Source organism: Ralstonia sp. Ralssp110, assembly GCF_047325135.1.
GTDB lineage: Bacteria > Pseudomonadota > Gammaproteobacteria > Burkholderiales > Burkholderiaceae > Ralstonia > Ralstonia mojiangensis.
Window position 1 is genome coordinate 3,262,850 of the sequence record NZ_CP168610.1, and the last position, 18,142, is coordinate 3,280,991.

The following is an 18,142-nucleotide window of genomic DNA, read 5'->3' on the forward strand; positions in this document are numbered from 1 at the left end:
ATGCAGGATTCGATTTGACGGCGCCGAGGGGGCGTGGGCCAGAGGAAGACGCCCGACAGCAACAGCACAAACGAAAATATGCTGGCGGGTCGTCGACGTAGTGCGCATTCCAAGATATACACAGCACACGGCGCTTAAGCGCTGAGATATGCCTTACTCTTGAGTGTGCGGTCGGGGCGCAGAGGGAGGTACGGAGAGGGACAGCGAGCTGCTCCGGGGAGGAAAACTGACGGGCACAAACCCGGACATTTGCCTAGACAACTCAGCGTTTCAATTAGTTGTTGCGCCGCCCGGGAACCTAATGCCCGCAAGGAACATCAGGAGGACGGCGCAACAACTCCGGAAACGCGGCGCAATAACTATTTCAAATCGCTATTTCTGTTTCTGCGCCTGCCGAAACTTATTCGACAGTCACCGATTTCGCCAGGTTACGCGGCTTGTCGACGTCGGTGCCGCGCGCCAGGGCGGTGTGATACGCCAGCAACTGCAGCGGCACCACGTGCAGGATCGGCGAGAGCTGGCCGTAGTGCTCCGGCATGCGGATCACCTGGATGCCGTCGCTCGACTGGATCTGCGTATCGGCGTCAGCAAACACGTACAGCTTGCCGCCGCGCGCGCGCACTTCCTGGATGTTCGACTTCAGCTTTTCGAGCAGCGCGTCGTTCGGGGCGACGGTCACGACCGGCATCTGCTCGGTCACCAGCGCCAGCGGGCCATGCTTAAGCTCGCCGGCCGGGTAGGCCTCGGCGTGGATGTACGAGATTTCCTTGAGCTTGAGCGCGCCTTCCAGGGCGATCGGGTAGTGCAGACCGCGACCGAGGAACAGTGCGTTCTCGCGGCGAGCAAACTCTTCCGACCACGCGATGATCTGCGGCTCCAGCGCCAGCACGGCGTTCAGCGCCGACGGCAGATGGCGCAGATGGCGCAGCGCATCTTCTTCCTGCTCTGCGTTCAGATGACCGCGCAGCTTGGCAAACGTCAGTGCCAGCATGTACAGCGCTGCCAGTTGCGTGGTGAACGCCTTGGTGGACGCCACGCCAATCTCGGTGCCCGCGCGCGTGAGGAACTTGAGCTGCGTCTCGCGCACCATGGCGCTGGTCGCGACGTTGCAGATCGCCAGCGTGTGCGTGTGGCCCAGTTCGCGTGCGTGGCGCAGCGCGGCCAGCGTGTCGGCGGTTTCGCCCGATTGCGAGATCACGACGACCAGCGCGTTCGGATTGGGCACCGTCTCGCGGTAGCGGTATTCGCTCGCGACTTCCACCTGCGTCGGGATCTTGGCGATCGACTCAAGCCAGTACTTGGCCGTGCAGCCCGAGTAGTAGCTCGTGCCGCAGGCCAGGATCAGCACGCTGTCGACCTTGGGCAACACCTGGGCTGCCTCGGGGCCGAACAGGTCCGGTGCAAAGCCTTGCACGCCTTCAAGCGTGTCGCCCAGGGCGCGCGGCTGCTCGAAGATCTCCTTCTGCATGAAGTGGCGGAACGGGCCAAGCTCCACGGCGGCAGCGTAGGTGCCGACTTCCTTCACTTCGCGCTCGACGATCTTGTCGTGGGCATCGGCCACGGTGAAGCCGTCGCGGGTGATTTCCACCACGTCGCCTTCTTCCAGGTAGGCCATGCGGCTGGCGGTGCCGGCCACGGCCAGCGCGTCGGATGCCAGGAATGATTCGTTCTCGCCAATCGCCACCACCAGCGGCGAGCCGGCGCGCGCACCCACCACTACGTCGGGGTTGTCACGGGCAAACACGGCAATCGCATAAGCACCGTGCAGGCGCTTGACCGATGCACGCACCGAGGCGAACAGGTCCCCGCGCGTGGCGCTGCTCGGGTACGTGTAGGCCTGGTGGATCAGGTGCGCGACGACTTCGGTATCCGTCTGCGATTCAAAGCCGTAGCCGACAGCCTTGAGTTCTTCGCGCAGCGACTCGTAGTTTTCGATGATGCCGTTGTGCACTAGGGCGATGGTGTCGCCCGAGAAGTGCGGATGAGCGTTGACCGTGTCCGGCCGGCCATGCGTGGCCCAGCGCGTGTGCGCGATGCCGATGGCGCCATCGAGATGGCTGGTCTGTGCCTGGGCATCGAGATCGGCCACGCGCGACACGGTGCGTGCGCGCTCGAGCTGTCCGTCACGCTGTACGGCGACGCCGCATGAGTCATAGCCGCGGTATTCCAGGCGGCGCAGGCCTTCGATCAGGACGGGAACGATATTGCGCGTGGAAACCGCGCCAACGATACCGCACATGTTGATTTCTCCAGTTGGGGTGTGGTAGCAAGTTGAATGTGCGCCGCACTCGGTAATTCAGTATCGATGCTCGTGCGCCAAAGCGGCATCCGCTGTTCGGCGCAGGAGAAACCCTGTCAGCCTGCCTTCTTTTGCTTGACCGGGCGCTGCCAGCTGTCGATGGTGACCTGCCGCGCCCGCGAGACCGTCAGCTTGCCGTCGGGCGCATCCTTGGTCAGCGTGGTGCCGGCACCCAGCGTCGCGCCCTTGCCCACGCGCACCGGCGCCACGAGCTGCGTATCGGAGCCGATGAAGGCATCGTCTTCGATGATGGTGCGGAATTTGTTCGCGCCATCGTAATTGCACGTGATGGTGCCCGCGCCGATGTTGACGCGCGAGCCCACCGTCGCGTCGCCCACGTAGGCAAGGTGGTTGGCCTTGCTGTGTGCCGCGATCTGGCTGTTCTTGACCTCGACAAAGTTGCCGATGTGCACATCTTCTGCCAGCTCGGTGCCCGGGCGCAGGCGCGCGTACGGGCCGATGCGCGAGTCGGCGCCAACCTTGGCGCGCTCGATATGGCAGAACGGCAGGATCTCGGCGCCGGCCTCGATCACCGCATCGCGGATCACCGCATTGGCGCCGATGCGTACGCCATCCGCCAGCGTGACGTCGCCCTCGAAGATGCAGTTGACGTCGATCACCACGTCGCGGCCGCACGTGAGCTTGCCGCGCACGTCGATGCGCGCGGGGTCGATCAGCGTCACGCCGTCTTCCAGCAACTGCTGCGCGAGGTTGCGCTGGTGAATGCGCTCAAGCTCCGCCAACTGCACCTTGCTGTTCACGCCCAGCGTTTCCCACTCGGCCAGCGGATGCGCGGAGGTAATGGGCACGCCTTCGCTGGCAGCGCGCTCGATCACGTCGGTCAGGTAGTACTCGCCCTGCGCGTTGTCATTCGACAGCGTCGCCAGCCAGTTCTTGAGCTTGGCCGTCGGGCACACCAGGATGCCGGTGTTCACCTCATGGATGGCGAGCTGCGTTTCATTGGCGTCTTTCTGCTCGACGATGCGCGTGATGCGGCCGGCGGCGTCGCGCACGATGCGGCCGTAGCCGGTGGGGTCGCCCAGGTGCACGGTCAGCACGCCCAGGTGGTCATTGCCGGCGGCGCCCACCAGGGCGCTCAGCGTTTCGGCGCGGGTGAGCGGCACGTCACCGTAGAGCACCAGGGTGGGCACGCTCTCGTCGAGCTGGTCGACGGCCTGCATGACGGCGTGGCCCGTGCCAAGTTGCTTGTCTTGCGTGGCGAAGGCGATGTCGGGCGCGCCAACCATCTCGCGCACCCGATCACCGCCATGACCGACGACCACCACCAGCCGCGTCGGCGACATGGTGCGGGCGGTTTCAATGACGTGCGCCAGCAGCGGTTTGCCGGCCAGGGGGTGCAGCACTTTCGGCAGGGCGGAGCGCATGCGTTTGCCCATGCCCGCAGCCAGGATGACGATATTCACAAGGAGGTTCCTAGAGTGACTCGAAGCGATAGCCTGCGACGGGTTGCCGGCGCCGGAAACGGCTGCCTGAAATCCACCGCCCGCCACCTCCCCTCAGGATGGCCGGACCGCCTGCAAACCCTTCTGCGGGGCGCTTTTGCGGCGTATAAGACACAGATGCGAAAATTCTAGCATGGGGCCCACCCTCCCCCTGAACCGGTCAAACGGTGGAATTGTTGCAATCGCGCCATGACCGAGACGGGTAGCCCGCTGGCCGGTCAGGCGGATGGTGGACACTCGGCGTGGCATGCCGCGCACATGTGGGCAACGTGTGCCACCCGTGCGTGACGCGGGCCGCGCTCAGCTTGCGGCGACCTCGCCGGGCAGGGCTTGGTCGGCAGCCTTGTCGCCCGGCTTGCGCTCAAACCGCACGAACTCGATGCGATCGTCATGCGAGCCGGCAAACACCAGCGGGGCCTGGTCGTAGGCGGTCTGGCCGAACAGCGCGTCCTCGCCGATCTTCGCCAGGCCCGTGGTCAGGCCGTTGAAGTCGAACAGATCGGTATCGGCCAAGTGCGACGGGACCACGTTCTGCAGCGCCGCGAAGATGTTGTCGATGCGGCCCGGCGTCTGGCGCTCCCACTCCAGCAGCATCTCCTTGACCTTCTTGCGTTGCAGGTTTTCCTGCGAGCCGCAGAGGTTGCACGGGATGATCGGGAATTCCATCGCGCGGGCGTAGGAGGCGATCTCCTTCTCTGCGCAGTAGGCCAGCGGGCGGATGACGATGTGCTCGCCGTTGTCGGTGGCCAGCTTGGGCGGCATCGACTTCATCTTGCCGCCAAAGAACATGTTCAGGAAAAACGTGTTGACGATGTCGTCGCGGTGATGGCCCAGCGCGATCTTGTTGGCGCCCAGCTCCTTGGCCGTGCGGTAGATCACGCCGCGGCGCAGGCGCGAGCACAGTGAGCACGTCGTCTTGCCCTCGGGCACCTTCTCCTTGACGATCGAATACGTGTCCGCCTCGACGATCACATATTCCACGCCCAGCTTCTTCAGGTAGTTGGGCAGCACCTCTTCCGGAAAGCCCGGCTGCTTCTGGTCGAGGTTCATCGCAATCAGCTTGAAGTCGACCGGGGCGCGCTTCTGCAGCGCCATCAGCACCGACAGCATCGTGTATGAATCCTTGCCGCCAGACAGGCACACGAGGATGGTGTCGCCGTCTTCGATCATCTTGAAGTCGCCGATGGCACGGCCGACCTGCGACTGCAGACGGGTTTCGAGGCGGTGGAAATTATTGGAAAACGTCATGGCATCTCGACCCCGCCAGCGCTGAATAATGGCCGGACGGGCGTCAAATCGTGAGGAAAATCAGCATTTTAGCGCGCGCGGAGCGCCGCCTGCAGGGTCGGACGAACAGGCCTAGAATCGTTTGCCTATCTTCTGCTCGATGGAAACGAACCCCATGACGACAGCAATGCGGATTCTGGTGCTTGGCGCCGGCGGCACCGGCGGCTATTTCGGCGGCCGGCTCGCCCAGGCGGGCGCAGACGTGACCTTCCTGGTGCGGCCGGCACGCGCGGCGCGGTTGCGCGAACACGGTCTCGTGATTCGCAGCCCGCACGGCGATGCGCAATTGCCCGTGCAGAGCATCACCGCAGACCAGGCCGCGGCTTGGGGCCGTGCAGACTTGGTGCTGCTGAGCTGCAAGGCCTACGACCTGGAAGACGCCATCACCGCGATCCGCCCCGTGGTGGGCGAGCGCACGGTGGTGCTGCCGGTGCTGAACGGGCTGGCGCATCTGGAACGGCTGGATGCCGCGTTTGGTGAATCACGCGTTCTCGGTGGGCTGTGCCACATCAGTGCGACGAGCGCGCCGGACGGGGCGGTGCTGCACCTGAGCAACGGCCAAGGCCCCGCCGTGCACTCAATCACGTTCGGCGAGCGCACGCCGCATGCACCGCGCGAGCGCACCGAGGCAATCCGCGACGTGTTTGCCACGGCCAACTTTGATTCCGTGCTGGCCGAAAACGTCATGCAGGACATGTGGGAGAAATTCACCTTTCTCACTTCGCTGGCCGCGATGACTTGCCTGATGCGGGCGACGGTGGGCGAGATTGTTGCCACGGACGAGGGCGCTGCGTTGAACGAGGCGATGTTCATGGCGTGCGAGCGCGTGGCTGCGGCGTCGGGGTATCCGAATCGGCAGACTGCGCGCGAACGCGGGCTCAATGTGCTGACGCAGGCTGGGTCGCCGCTGACGGCATCGATGCTGCGGGACCTGGAGAGTGGTGCGCGCGTTGAGGCGGATCACATCGTGGGGGACATGCTGCGCCGTGGGCGGGCGTTGGGGACGGATGTTTCGTTGCTGCGGGTGGCGTTTGCGCATTTGCAGGCTTATCAGCAGCGGCTGTTGCGGGCGGCTGTTTGATTGTTTTGTGTTTGTGGTTCATCCCCGGTTTCATCCCCTGCCGGGGCTGACTCACTTTCTTTGTCTTGCCAAAGAAAGTAAGCAAAGAAAGGCGCGCCCGAGATGGCGAAAGATTCCTTGAATTTATGTCGCAGAGAGGGGAAGGGAAAAACTCGCTTCGCTCAGACAGTTTCCCTTCCTTTTTCCTCCCTGCAACAGAAATTCAAGGCGCCATCTAGGGCAGGGTACGGCCAAACCATCTGGCCGCTAGTGTTGCCGACTTGGGCTGCTTTGTCGTTTGCCTATTGCCAGCCGCCTCCTAACGCCTGCATAAGCGCAGCGGAATCCAGCAACCGATCCGCTTGGCTCTGCACCTGCTGCAACGTCGCCTGATCAACCTGGCGCTGGGCGTCCAGCAACGTTAGCGTGCTGATGCCGCCGGCGGCGTGGCGGGCTTGGGCGGCGCGCAGAGTCTGTTGCGCTTGGTCGGTTGCGAGCGCTCGGGACTGCAGCGTTTGGGCGTCGTTGTTGACGGCGTGCAGGGCGTCGGCCACTTCCTGCAAACCTTGCAATACGGCTTGCTTGTAGGCCGCGCCGGCTGCATCGTAGGCAGCTTCGGCTTCGCGCTTTTTGGCCCGCAGGGTGCCGCCGTGGAAGATCGGCTGCGTGAGCCCGGCGCCGAGGTTCCAGATGCTTGATCCGGCGCCCAGCAGATTGCGGAAGCTGGTGGTTTCCGAACCCAGCCCTGCGGACAGGGTGATGCGCGGGAACAGGTTGGCCGTGGCCACGCCCACGTTGGCGCTGGCTTCGTGCCACATCGCTTCGGCGGCGCGGATGTCGGGGCGCCGCTGCGCGAGCGTCGATGGCAGCGACACCGGCAGCGGGTCGGGCAGATGCAGCGCGTCGAGCGACGGCAGGTCCGGCAACCCAGCACCGGGTTCGCGGCCCAACAGTACCGATAGACGATGCCGCTGCTGCGCAGCCTGCTGCATGAGCGGCGGCATCGTGGCGTCGGTCTGCGCGACGAGCGTGCGCTGCGAGAACGCATCGACCTGCGCGACGCCGCCCACGCTCAACCTCCGCTCGGTGATCTCCAACTGCTTGCGCTGCTCGGCCGCCAATCGCTGCGTGGTGGCGATCTGCGCATCCAGCGCCGCAATCCGCACCGCCGCCGTCACCACATTGCCCGCCAGGGACAGCCGCGCCGCCTCAAGCTCATAACGCTGCGTATCGACCTGCGCTTGCGATGCTTCCAGCGCCCGGCGCACGCCGCCAAAAATATCCAGCGCATACGACACCGACAGCGACGCCGAATACAGCGTGAACGGCCCCGGCTTGGGCGTGTTGAACCCGAACGCCTCCGGGTTGATCTGCTGACGCACCGCCGACACGGTGCCATCCACCGACGGCATCACATAGCCGAACTGCGCCTCGGCTTCGGCCTGCGCCTGACGCAAGCGCGCTTCGGCCTGCACGACAGACGGGCTCGCACGCAACGCCTCGTCCACCAGCGCATCAAGCGCGGGCGATCGGAACAGGTGCCACCAATCGGCCGGCACGTTGGCATCCACGAGATGCTGCGCTTCGCCGCCCACAACAGGCGCGGATGCGGTTTCCCGCGACACGGGCTGCGCCGAGTAGCCGGCGGCCGCAGGCCCGCCTGGCGTCTTGAAATCGGGACCGACCGCACAGCCGCCTAGAGACAACGCGGCAACAATCGCAACACCAAGCAACCGCTCACCACCCACCAACGCTTGCCCCAACGCCAACAACTGCTCCCAGATGGTTTGGCCGGTCCCTGCCCTAGATGGCGCCTTGAATTTCTGTTGCAGAGAGGAAAGAGGAAGGGAAACTGTTTGAGCGAAGCGAGTTTTTCCCTTCCCCTCTCTGCGACATAAATTCAAGGAGAAGTCGCCATCTCGGGCGCGCCTTTCTTTGCTTACCTTTCTTTGGCAAGACAAAGAAAGTAAGTCGGCCCCGGCAGGGGACGAAACAGGGGATGGACCACAAACACCATCACCACCGTCAGCGCGTCGAATCCACAGCGTCCACATAGCCACCTCAATCCAACGTCTTGCGATAAAACCGCAACGCAATCCCCAGCACCACCACCGTAAACACCATCAACGGCCAGATGCTCGGCCACAGCTCAAACCAGCCGTTACCCTTGAGCAGGATGCCGCGCGTGAGCCGGTTGAAGTACGTCATCGGCAGCAGGTTGCCAATCGCCTGCGCCCAGTTGGGCATGCCCACGAACGGAAACATGAAACCCGAGAGCAGGATGTTCGGCAGGAAGTAGAAGAAGGTCAGCTGCGTCGCCTGCAATTGGTTCTGCGCGAGAGACGACAGCGTGATCCCCACCGTCAGGCTCGCCACGATAAACAGCAACGCCGATACGTAGACCATCCACACGCTGCCGACAAACGGCACGTGGAAAACGAAGAACGCCATCAACAGAATGATCGTCACCTGCACCAGCCCGATGAAGATGTACGGAACGATCTTGCCCGTCATCACCTCCAGCGGATGCACCGGCGTGGCGAGCAGGTTTTCCATCGTGCCGCGCTCGCGCTCCCGCGTCATGGCCAGGCCCGTCATCATCACCATGGTCATCGTCAGGATGGTGCCCATCAGGCCGGGGATGATGTTGTACTGCGTGATGCCCTCCGGGTTGTAGAGCTTGTGGATGCGCACATCGAATGGCGGCGCGGCACTTGCAGAGCGGCCCGCGCCACCTGCCAGCGGCGACAACGCGCCCTTCATATCCTTGCTGACAACGCCCTGCACCAGTTGCGAGAGCGAGGCCACGGCCAGACCGGTCGCGGCGGGGTCAGTGGCATCGGCCTCCACGAGCAGCGAGGGCTTCTCGCCACGCACGAGCTTGCGCGTGAAGTCCGACGGGATTGATACGACAAACTGAAGCTGGCCTTTGGCCAACGCTTCGCGCCCGGCGGTTTCGTCGATCAGCGTGGTTGTCAGGTCGAAGTAATCGGAGTTGCGCATGCTGGCCAGGAAGCTGCGCGTGAACTCGCTCTGGTCGGCCGCGATCACGCCGGTCAGCAGATGCTTCGGGTCGGCGTTGATGGCAAAGCCAAACAGGAACAGCTGCATGATCGGAATACCGATCATCATGGCGAACGTCACGCGGTCGCGCCGCAGTTGCAGAAACTCCTTGAGCACCACGCTCCACCAGCGCACGAACGAAAAGGGATTGCCGTCTGGTTTCATGGCTGCGCCCCGTAGTTGTCGGAGGAGCGCTTCATCATGTGGATGAACACGTCTTCGAGGCCGGTGTTGATCGGCTCGGCGTGCATGCCGGATTCTCCCGTGAGCTTGCGCAGCGTGCCTTCCAGTGCTTGCGCATCCGCGCCCGTTACGTGCAGTACCGAACCAAAGGCGACAGTCTGATCCACGCCCGGTTGCCCTTCGAGCTTGCGGCCCAGCTCGACCAGATTGCCGCCCGAGATCGACCACGTCGACAGGTGCTGCCCGGCGATCACTTCATCGGCGGTGCCGTGCGCGAGCAGCTCGCCATACGCGATGTAGGCGAGCTTGTGGCAGCGCTCGGCCTCGTCCATGTAGTGCGTGCTGACGAGCACCGAGATGCCCTCCGCCGCCAAGCGGTGTAGCTCCTCCCAAAAATCTCGGCGCGCTTTCGGGTCGACGCCGGCGGTGGGTTCGTCGAGCAGCAGCAGTTCGGGCTTGTGGAGCATGCACGCGGCCAGCGCCAAACGTTGCTTCCAGCCGCCCGACAGCGAGCCCGCCAGTTGCTTGGCGCGCGACGCCAGTCCGAGATGCTCCAGCGCGTGGTCCACCACCTCGCGCCGATTCGGCATCTCGTACAAGCGCGCGACGAAATCCAGGTTCTCCCGAATGGAAAGATCATCCCAATACGAGAACCGCTGCGTCATGTAGCCAACGCGCCGCTTGATCTGCGCGGACTCCTTGAGGATGTCGTAACCCAGGCACGAGCCACTGCCGCTGTCGGGCGTCAGCAGTCCGCACATCATGCGGATCGACGTGGTCTTGCCGCTGCCGTTGGGCCCGAGGAACCCAAAGATCTCGCCGCGCGCGACTTGCATGGAGAGGTCTTTCACAACGTGCTTGTCACCGAAGTGCTTGTTCAGGCCATGCACGTCGATGGCATAGTCGCCGTTGCGTGTGTGCGGCTGGCTGTCGTGGCTGGCAGCGCTCATGGCAGTGTCACCTCCACGGGTTGGCCCGGGCGCAGCTTCGGGCCATCGGCCGCGGCGGGCCGCGCTTCCACCATGAAGACGAGCTTGTCGCGCGTCGTGTTGCTGTAGATGACGGGTGGGGTGTATTCGGCTTCGGTTGCAATGTACGCAACCGTAGCGTTGATGTCGGCCGCGCAGCCATCGCAGTGCAGGCGCGCCGCTTGCCCCGGCTTGAGCGCGCCGACCACGCCTTGCGGCACGAAGAAGCGCACTTTCACGTTGCCCGGCGGCAGCATGCGCACCACGGGGCTGCCGGCCCCGACCCACTCGCCTTCGCGATACAGCGTGTCGAACACGAGGCCGCCCTGCGTCGCCTTCTGCGCTTTCTGATCGAGCCGCCACTGCGCTTGCGCCACTGCGGCGCGCGCCGCTTCCACTTGCGCGGATTGCGCGCGAATCTGGTCATTGCGCGCCGGCAACTGGGCAATGCGCAGCTGGTTGGTCAATTCACGCACGCGCTGCGCGTTCGACTGCGCGGTCGAGCGGCTTGCATCGAGCTGCGATTGCGCGATGCCACCAGCACGGAACTGCGCCTCGTCTCGCACCAGCTGCGTCGATGAGAGCTTGTCCGCCGCCACCGCCTGGGCCAGTTGCGCGCGCACCGCATCCACTTCCGGCACACGCTTGCCGACATTCAGATCGGCGAGTTGGGCTTCGGCGCCTTGCAGTTGCGCGGCTGCCTGCTGGCGGGCTGCCGTCTCATCCACCGATTCCAGCGCGAAGAGCGGCGCACCCGCGTTGACGGTCTGCCCACGCTGCACGCCAAGATGTTCGAGCCGCCCACCCACGGGCGATGCCACGTAGACGAACTCGCCTTCCACATAGCCCTGGTAGGTGTGATTGTCTTGTTTGGCGCAACCCGCCAGGGCCATCGCTGCGGCCAATGCCACCGCAAACCACCCTGCCCTACCCATGCACAACGCTTGCCGCATACCGCCCTCCGCGGGATCCGATTGATGCGATTGACCTGCCGTGTTCGCCTACTCGTGTCGCTTGCCCTTTGGCTTGGGCTTGGGCTTCGACTTCCGCTTCGCTGATTTCCCATCTGCTTGCTCGGGCGTAGCGACTGGGCCGATGCCGTGCAGCAGCAACGCGGCCACGTGCCGCCCGATGTCCTCGTCGCTGACCTGATCCGCCAGGGGCAGGCGGCCCCAGAGGGCGCGCGTCGCCAGCGGCAGCATCGCCAGGCCGATCACCGAGACCATCACCAGCGGCGGCTGCAGTGCCGCGTTCACCGCGCCCGCCGCTTGTGCGCGGGCAATGCGGTCGACCAGCAACGTGGCACGCTCCAGCGCGATGCGCGCGAACACACGCTCGCGCAACTGGCCACCCTCGCTGGCGATCTCGCGAATCCACAGCGTTGGAAACCACGGCGTGGCCGTGGCCACCGCCACCATGCGCTGCGCCACGCCGGCCACGGTCTGCGCAAGGTCGGGCAGATGCGCGTCATCGGCAATGATCGCCAGCGCCGGGCCCGTCACCTGATCGATCAACGGGCGGATGCGCCCCTCCACCACGGCATCGAGCAATTGATCGCGCGTCTTGAAGTGGTAATGCACCATCGGCGCCGTCACCCCGGCTTCGCGGGCGATGGCGGCGAGCGTGGTCGGGCCGACGCCGTCGCGCGCAAATAACGTGACGGCAATGTCGAGCAGGCGGTCACGGAGGTCGTCCTGCGTTGCGCCATCCTGGCGACGAGGGCGGCCGGGGCCGCGAGGGGAAGGCTTGCGGGTTGCCATGCTGCGAATATTAATTGTCGAATTAATTAATTTCAAGGCGGCAATTTGCGTCTCGCAGATCAGCCAGGACCGGGACGACTGCGCGGCTAACCGCGCGCCGCTGCATCCAGCTGTGCAAGCCGCACCAGCAAGCGGTCTTGGGCTTCGCTCGGAAAGCTCGATGTGCGGCGCACGGCAAACACGGTATTCAGGCAGCGCCGCGCCACGATCGGGCGCACGACCTGCAGGCGCCCTCGCTCCACGGCATCCTGAATGGCATGCAGCGGCAGCACCGACCAGCCCATGCCGGCCTCCACCAGCGTGCTGACCTCTTCCAGGTCGGACACGTGATGTGCGCTGACGGTCGTCTCCGGCATACGCCGGAACAGCGCTTTGAACCACAGCCCGTAGACCGCATCGGATTCGTCATAGGTGACGAAGGGCAGCGCCGCGCAATCAGCCAGCGTGCGTGGCGCACCGTGCTCACGCAATGCGCGGGCGCTGCAGGCGAGCACGAATTCTTCGGTGTAGACAGCGTGGTGTTCAAACAGGCGTGACGTGCGCGGCGTGTAGACAAAGCCGAGATCGGCACGGCCGGACTCGACATGGCTGAAGACCTCTTCGTCGCTGCCGAAGGCCAGTTCGAGGCGCACGTCGTCGAGAAGCGGCGCATCGGATTCGGGCGATGGCTTCAGCAGTGCTGGCATCAGCACATAGCGCCCGAAGCTGGAGCCGCTCGCCAGCTTGAGCGACACGCGCTCCATCTCGCCGCTATGCAAAGCGGCGCGCAGCTCATCCAGCCCGGCAAACGCATCGCGGCACCACGCCCGCACCGACGTGCCGGCACGCGTGAGCACGAGCTTGCGCCCCGAGCGCTCGAACAAGGGCACGCCAAGCCACTGCTCCAACTGCCGCATCTGGTACGACAGCGCCGGCTGCGACACGGCCAGGCGATCTGCCGCGCGCACGAAGCTGCCTTCGTTGGCGACGGTCAGGAAGCTATGCAGATAGCGCAGCGGCGAGTGCGACATGGCAAAACACGAATGCCTTAATTCATCAAATTTTTGGATCGAAAAACGAAAAACATTCGATTTGATTTCAAGTCTGTCAGATCGCACAATCCGCCGCAAGTGAACGACCGATCCAGGCAGGAGGCCATCATGACGACCGCAATGCAACATCCGAGCTATGCATTGGAAGACCGTTACGGCGCACGCAACTACGCGCCCTTGCCGGTCATGCTGGAACGCGGCGAAGGCGTGTGGCTCTTCGATACCGACGGCCGGCGCTACCTCGACATGATGTCGGCGTATTCGGCCGTCAGCTTCGGGCATTCGCATCCGAAACTCGTTGCCGCACTGACGGAGCAGGCCGGCCGGCTGACGCTCACGTCGCGCGCATTCCACAATACCGAGCTGGGCCCCTTCCTGGCCGACGTCTGCCGCATCACGCGCATGGACCGCGCGCTGCCGATGAACACCGGCGCCGAAGCCGTCGAAACCGCCATCAAGGCTGCGCGCAAGTGGGCGCGCGACGTGAAGGGCCTGGCGCCCGAGGCGGCCGAAATCATCGTCTTCGAAAACAACTTCCACGGCCGCACGACGACCATCGTCGGGTTCTCCTCGCACGATCAATACCGCTACGGTTTCGGCCCGTTCGCGGCGGGCTTCCGGCGCATTCCGTTTGGCGACGCCGATGCGCTGCGCGCAGCCATCGGGCCCAACACAGGTGCAATCCTAATGGAGCCGGTGCAAGGCGAAGGCGGCATCGTCGAACCGCCTGCTGGCTACTTGAAGCTCGCGCGCGAACTTGCCACCCAGCACAACGTGCTGCTCGTCTGCGACGAGGTGCAGACGGGCCTGGGCCGAACCGGGGATGTGCTGGCGAGCTGGCATGAGGGCGTTGACGCCGATCTGGTGGTGCTGGGCAAGGCGCTCGGGGGCGGCATGATGCCGGTTTCGACCATCGCGGGGCGCGAGGCGGTCATGGGCGTGTTCCAGCCGGGCGACCACGGCTCCACGTTTGGCGGCAACCCGCTCGCAGCGCACATCGGACGCGCGGCACTCGCCTTGCTGATCGAAGAACAACTGCCACAGCGTGCCGCCCGCGTGGGCGCGGCGTTCATCAATGAACTGAAGACGCTCGTCGGCCACGGCGTGCGGCAGGTGCGCGGGCGCGGCCTGATGATCGGCCTGCAACTCGATGCCGACATCGACGCGCACGACTTCGCCTTCGCGGTGGCCGAGCGCGGCGTGCTGACCAAGGACACCTACGGCAACGTGGTCCGCCTGACACCGCCGCTGGTGATCGGTGAGGCCGAACTGGCGCTGGCGTTGGACGCCATCCGCCAGACGCTGGCTGGCTGGCCGCGCCGCAAGGCGGCTTGAGGAAGAACTCGCTAGGGGAGTGACATGACCATGATTGATCTGATCGGCGCGGCCATCGGCTGCGGCGCGCAAGACGATGGCTGCAAGGACGGCCCGCGTGCGCTGCTGGAAGCCGGCGCGCTGGCGCGATTGCAGACGCCGGACACGCACGCCGCGCTCGTGCACGACATCGAATTGGCGATGTCGGCGGGGCACAGCCGTTCGGCACGCTTGGCGGCGCTGCCGGGCGTGGCCGGTTTCTCGCGCGCGCTTGCCGATGCGACAGCGCACGGCGTGCGCCAGGGGCATGTGCCGGTCGTCATCGGTGGAGATCACTCGTCCGCCATCGGCACGTGGTCTGGCGTGGCAAACGCCTTGCGACCGAAGGGTCCGCTTGGGCTGATCTGGATCGACGCCCATCTCGACAGCCACACACCGCAGACGAGCGATTCCGGTGCCATCCACGGCATGCCGCTGGCGGCGCTGCTCGGCCACGGCGCCGCGGCTCTCACACAAGTTCGGGATGCCGCGCCGAAGGTATTGCCCGAACACGTCGTGGTGATCGGCGCGCGCAGTTATGAGCCCGCTGAACGCGCGTTGCTCGACCTGCTGGGTGTGCGCGTGATCGACGCAGCCGAAGTGGCACGCGCCGGCTTGCGCGCCGTCATGGCCGACGCCATCCGCCAAGTCAAAACGGGCACGGCGGCCTTTGGCGTGACACTCGATCTGGATGCTTTCGACCCCGCCGTCGCACCCGGCGTCGGCACGCCGGAAACAGACGGGCTCACCGCGCAGGGCATGGCGCAGGCGCTCGCCGCTTGCGCCCGCGATGCACGTTTTGCCGCATTCGAACTGGTGGAATACAACCCGCGCCACGACAAGGGCGGGATTACAGCGCATCTGGCCCTGGACCTGCTGGCCAGCGTCGCAGGCGCATTGCACGCCCAGCGCCGCGAATACGCGACGGCGGCTTGAATCGCCATCAAAAAAAAAGCGCACCGCCAACACCCGCGCACAGACGGTGTGGCCGTACCCTGCCCTATGCGGCGCCTTGAATTTCTGTTGCAAGGAGGAAAAAGGAAGGGAAACTGTCTGAGCGCAGCGAGTTTTTCCCTTCCCTCCCTGCGACATAAATTCAAGGAATCTTTCGCCATCTCGGGCGCGCCTTTCTTTGCTTACTTTCTTTGGCAAGACAAAGAAGGTGACTCAGCCCCGGCAGGGGATGAAACGAGGGATGCACCACCGCATCAAAAACACAGCCGTCAGCCCGACTCTTTAATCCGAAACACTTCCACCCCCACCGACTCACAATCCGGATACACATCCGGCTTCTCCGTCGACACCCGAGCGGCCAGCACATGCGGGTGCTTGAGCATCGCCGTCAGCACGTCATCGCACAGCGTCTCCTGCAGGTGAATATGGCCTTGCGCCATGCGGCGTGCCACGGTGTCGCGCATGAAGTCGTAATCCACCACTTCATGCAGCTTGTCTTCCGTGGGCGACGAATGCTCCAGCGGCACGTACAGCTCGATGTTGATCAGGACGCGCTGCTCGCCCTTCTTCTCGAATTCATGCACGCCGATGTTGATCTGCACTTCGTAGTTGCGCAGAAACATACGACGGCAGTGCGACAGGCGCGGGTGGGATAGCAGGGAAAGCATGGGAGCGTCCGGGGGAGGAGTTATTCAGTGAGGAACATCACGTCGCGGGCCAGCGGCATCAGATGCTGGCCTCCATCGACGAACAGCGTGGTGCCGGTGACGGCGCGTGCGGTAGCCAGGTAGCACACCGCTTCGGCGATGTCTTCCGGCGTGGACGACTGGCCCAGCGGCGTCATCTGGTGCGCGCGCGCGAACCCGCCTTGCGACTGGTCGCCCGACACCATCGTGATGCCCGGCGCCACGCCGACCACGCGCAGCGCGGGCGCCAGGGCCTGCGCAAGCTGCATGGTGGCCGTCGACAGCGCCGACTTCGACAACGTGTAGGAGAGGAAATCCGGGTTCAGGTTATCGAGCTTCTGGTCGAGCAGATTGACGACCACGCCGCGGCCTTCGGCGCCATCGGCAGTCAGCGCACGGTGCAGCTCGCGCGACAGCAGCAGCGGCGCCGCCACATTGGTGCGCATATGCGTATCGAGCGATGCATAGCTGAAGCTGGTCGCCACGTCGTACTGGAACAGCGACGCGTTGTTGACCAGGCAGGTGGGCGTACCCAGTGCAGCGCTGCAATCGGCAATCAGGCGACCGGCGGCAACTTCGTCCGACAGGTCGGCCTGCAGCACGGCGGCGCGACGCCCCATGGCGATGATCTCGGCGGCGACGGCGTCGGCCTCGGTGCGCGAGCGGTGGCAATGCACGGCAACATCCCAGCCGTGCCGGGCCAGCGCCAGGGCAATGACGCGCCCCACGCGGCGGCCTGCGCCTGTGACGAGGGCGATGCGCCGCTGTGTAGCGGATTCTGCGGTCGATTCCGCAGCTGACTGGATGGGCGTCTGCGCCATTGTTTACAATCCGGGCGATGAGCAAAACCGTGAGTTTACCGCTTCCCAACGAGGCGGCGCAGGCGCAGTCCGCGCACCTGTTCGCCGTGATCGCCGACGCCATTGCGGCCGCCGGCGGCTGGCTCCCGTTCGACCGCTACATGGAACTGGCGCTCTACGCGCCGGGCCTGGGCTACTACAGCGGCGGCGCGGCCAAGTTCGGCCGCCGCGTGGAAGACGGCGGCGACTTCATCACCGCGCCCGAATTGACACCGTTCTTCGGCCGCACCGTGGCGCACCAGATCGCGCAGGTGCTGCAGGCATTGCCCGAGGGCCAGCGCCACGTGCTGGAGTTTGGCGCCGGCACCGGCAAGCTGGCCGCCGACATCCTCACCGAACTCGATGCGGTGGGCGCGCGCCCTGACAGCTACGGCATCGTCGAACTCTCCGGCGAGCTGCGCCAGCGCCAACAGGAACACCTGACTGCGCTCGGCCCCGAGCTGGGCGCCCTTGCGCAGTGGCACGACACGTTGCCTGCGCCGTTCACCGGCGTGATGGTCGGCAACGAAGTGCTTGATGCGATGCCCGTGTCGCTGTGGGCGCGGCGCGGCGGCGTGTGGCGCCAGCGCGGCGTGATGCTCGATGCCGACAACGGCCTGCAATGGGAAGACCGGCTTGTTGCTCCGTCGGAGGTGCCCGCCAAGCTGGCCGCACTGCCGGGCGCGGACGATCTCGTCACCGAATCGCACGAAGCCGCCGAGGGCTTTATCCGCAGCGCCGGCACGGCACTCGAGCGCGGCTTGCTGCTGCTGATCGACTACGGTTTCCCGGCTGCGGAGTACTACCACGCGCACCGCACCAACGGCACGCTCATGTGCCACTACCGCCAGCACGCGCATGACGATCCGTTCTGGCTGCCGGGCCTGCAGGACATCACCGCGCACGTCGATTTTTCGGGGATCGCCCAGGCGGGGCAGGAAGCCGGGCTAGAACTGCTCGGCTATACGAGCCAGGCGCGCTTTCTGTTGAGCGCCGGCGTCGGCGAGCTGTTGATGACGCTTGATCCGTCCGACCCGATGCAGTTTCTGCCGGCGGCCAATGCCGTGCAGAAGCTGCTGTCGGAGGCAGAAATGGGCGAGCTATTCAAGGCCATCGCGCTGGGCAAAGGCATCGATGCGGCGCTGCCGCTGGCCGGCTTTGCCGATGCCGACCGCTCGAACCGCTTGGGTTAGCCG

At 65.0% G+C, this 18,142-nt stretch carries 15 protein-coding genes; 4 read left to right on the forward strand and 11 right to left on the reverse strand.

Annotated features, from left to right (window positions below; translation table 11 throughout):
- Nucleotides 1–400 precede the first annotated feature (400 nt).
- The 3 genes from glmS to ttcA form a co-directional block, all read right to left on the reverse strand.
- Entirely contained in the window at nucleotides 401–2,239 is a 1,839-nt protein-coding gene (gene glmS / locus ACEN9T_RS24285) for a glutamine--fructose-6-phosphate transaminase (isomerizing) (RefSeq protein ID WP_092974405.1), read from the reverse strand.
- A gap of 116 nt (nucleotides 2,240–2,355) precedes the next feature.
- A complete protein-coding gene (glmU, locus tag ACEN9T_RS24290; RefSeq protein ID WP_413707298.1) occupies nucleotides 2,356–3,723 on the reverse strand; it encodes a bifunctional UDP-N-acetylglucosamine diphosphorylase/glucosamine-1-phosphate N-acetyltransferase GlmU in 1,368 nt (455 codons plus the stop codon).
- Between the two features lie 339 nt (nucleotides 3,724–4,062).
- Nucleotides 4,063–5,010: a tRNA 2-thiocytidine(32) synthetase TtcA gene (ttcA, locus tag ACEN9T_RS24295; RefSeq protein WP_413707299.1), complete on the reverse strand. Its 948-nt coding sequence runs from the start codon at nucleotides 5,008–5,010 to the stop codon at nucleotides 4,063–4,065.
- Nucleotides 5,011–5,176: 166 nt separating this feature from the next.
- On the opposite strand from ttcA, the gene panE reads away from it, so the two are divergent.
- Nucleotides 5,177–6,130 (forward strand): 2-dehydropantoate 2-reductase, encoded by a 954-nt coding sequence (gene panE / locus ACEN9T_RS24300; RefSeq protein WP_413708507.1) that lies wholly within the window; start codon nucleotides 5,177–5,179, stop codon nucleotides 6,128–6,130.
- 281 nt (nucleotides 6,131–6,411) lie between these two features.
- Here the strand turns inward: panE and ACEN9T_RS24305 are convergent, their stop codons facing one another.
- The 6 genes from ACEN9T_RS24305 to ACEN9T_RS24330 all read right to left on the reverse strand — a co-directional run bounded on the left by ACEN9T_RS24305 (nucleotide 6,412) and on the right by ACEN9T_RS24330 (nucleotide 13,093).
- Nucleotides 6,412–8,163, reverse strand: a complete 1,752-nt coding sequence (locus ACEN9T_RS24305; protein ID WP_413707300.1) for an efflux transporter outer membrane subunit — start codon at nucleotides 8,161–8,163, stop codon at nucleotides 6,412–6,414.
- 7 nt (nucleotides 8,164–8,170) lie between these two features.
- A complete protein-coding gene (locus ACEN9T_RS24310; protein WP_413707301.1) occupies nucleotides 8,171–9,337 on the reverse strand; it encodes an ABC transporter permease in 1,167 nt (388 codons plus the stop codon).
- Nucleotides 9,334–10,305 carry an ABC transporter ATP-binding protein gene (locus tag ACEN9T_RS24315; protein WP_413707302.1) on the reverse strand — a complete coding sequence of 324 codons (972 nt, stop codon included), beginning with the start codon at nucleotides 10,303–10,305 and terminating at the stop codon, nucleotides 9,334–9,336. Before ACEN9T_RS24315 ends, ACEN9T_RS24310 begins: the two co-directional genes overlap by 4 nt.
- Nucleotides 10,302–11,276, reverse strand: a complete 975-nt coding sequence (locus ACEN9T_RS24320; protein WP_413707303.1) for an HlyD family secretion protein — start codon at nucleotides 11,274–11,276, stop codon at nucleotides 10,302–10,304. The genes ACEN9T_RS24315 and ACEN9T_RS24320 overlap by 4 nt, the downstream gene beginning before the upstream one ends.
- A gap of 48 nt (nucleotides 11,277–11,324) precedes the next feature.
- Nucleotides 11,325–12,083, reverse strand: a complete 759-nt coding sequence (locus ACEN9T_RS24325; protein WP_413707304.1) for a TetR/AcrR family transcriptional regulator — start codon at nucleotides 12,081–12,083, stop codon at nucleotides 11,325–11,327.
- A gap of 86 nt (nucleotides 12,084–12,169) precedes the next feature.
- A complete protein-coding gene (locus tag ACEN9T_RS24330) occupies nucleotides 12,170–13,093 on the reverse strand; it encodes a LysR family transcriptional regulator (protein ID WP_413707305.1) in 924 nt (307 codons plus the stop codon).
- Nucleotides 13,094–13,222: 129 nt separating this feature from the next.
- Here ACEN9T_RS24330 and rocD point away from each other — a divergent pair, with 129 nt between their 5' ends.
- Nucleotides 13,223–14,449: an ornithine--oxo-acid transaminase gene (gene rocD / locus ACEN9T_RS24335; RefSeq protein WP_413707306.1), complete on the forward strand. Its 1,227-nt coding sequence runs from the start codon at nucleotides 13,223–13,225 to the stop codon at nucleotides 14,447–14,449.
- A 24-nt stretch (nucleotides 14,450–14,473) separates the two neighbouring features.
- Nucleotides 14,474–15,403, forward strand: a complete 930-nt coding sequence (locus ACEN9T_RS24340; RefSeq protein WP_092974372.1) for an arginase — start codon at nucleotides 14,474–14,476, stop codon at nucleotides 15,401–15,403.
- Nucleotides 15,404–15,690: 287 nt separating this feature from the next.
- Here ACEN9T_RS24340 and ACEN9T_RS24345 read toward each other — a convergent pair whose 3' ends face one another.
- Nucleotides 15,691–16,089 carry a dihydroneopterin aldolase gene (locus ACEN9T_RS24345; protein ID WP_024976941.1) on the reverse strand — a complete coding sequence of 133 codons (399 nt, stop codon included), beginning with the start codon at nucleotides 16,087–16,089 and terminating at the stop codon, nucleotides 15,691–15,693.
- 20 nt (nucleotides 16,090–16,109) lie between these two features.
- Entirely contained in the window at nucleotides 16,110–16,928 is an 819-nt protein-coding gene (locus tag ACEN9T_RS24350; RefSeq protein WP_092974369.1) for an SDR family oxidoreductase, read from the reverse strand.
- Between the two features lie 17 nt (nucleotides 16,929–16,945).
- Between ACEN9T_RS24350 and ACEN9T_RS24355 the strand changes: the two genes are divergently transcribed.
- Nucleotides 16,946–18,139: a class I SAM-dependent methyltransferase gene (locus ACEN9T_RS24355; RefSeq protein ID WP_413707307.1), complete on the forward strand. Its 1,194-nt coding sequence runs from the start codon at nucleotides 16,946–16,948 to the stop codon at nucleotides 18,137–18,139.
- Nucleotides 18,140–18,142: the final 3 nt, after the last annotated feature.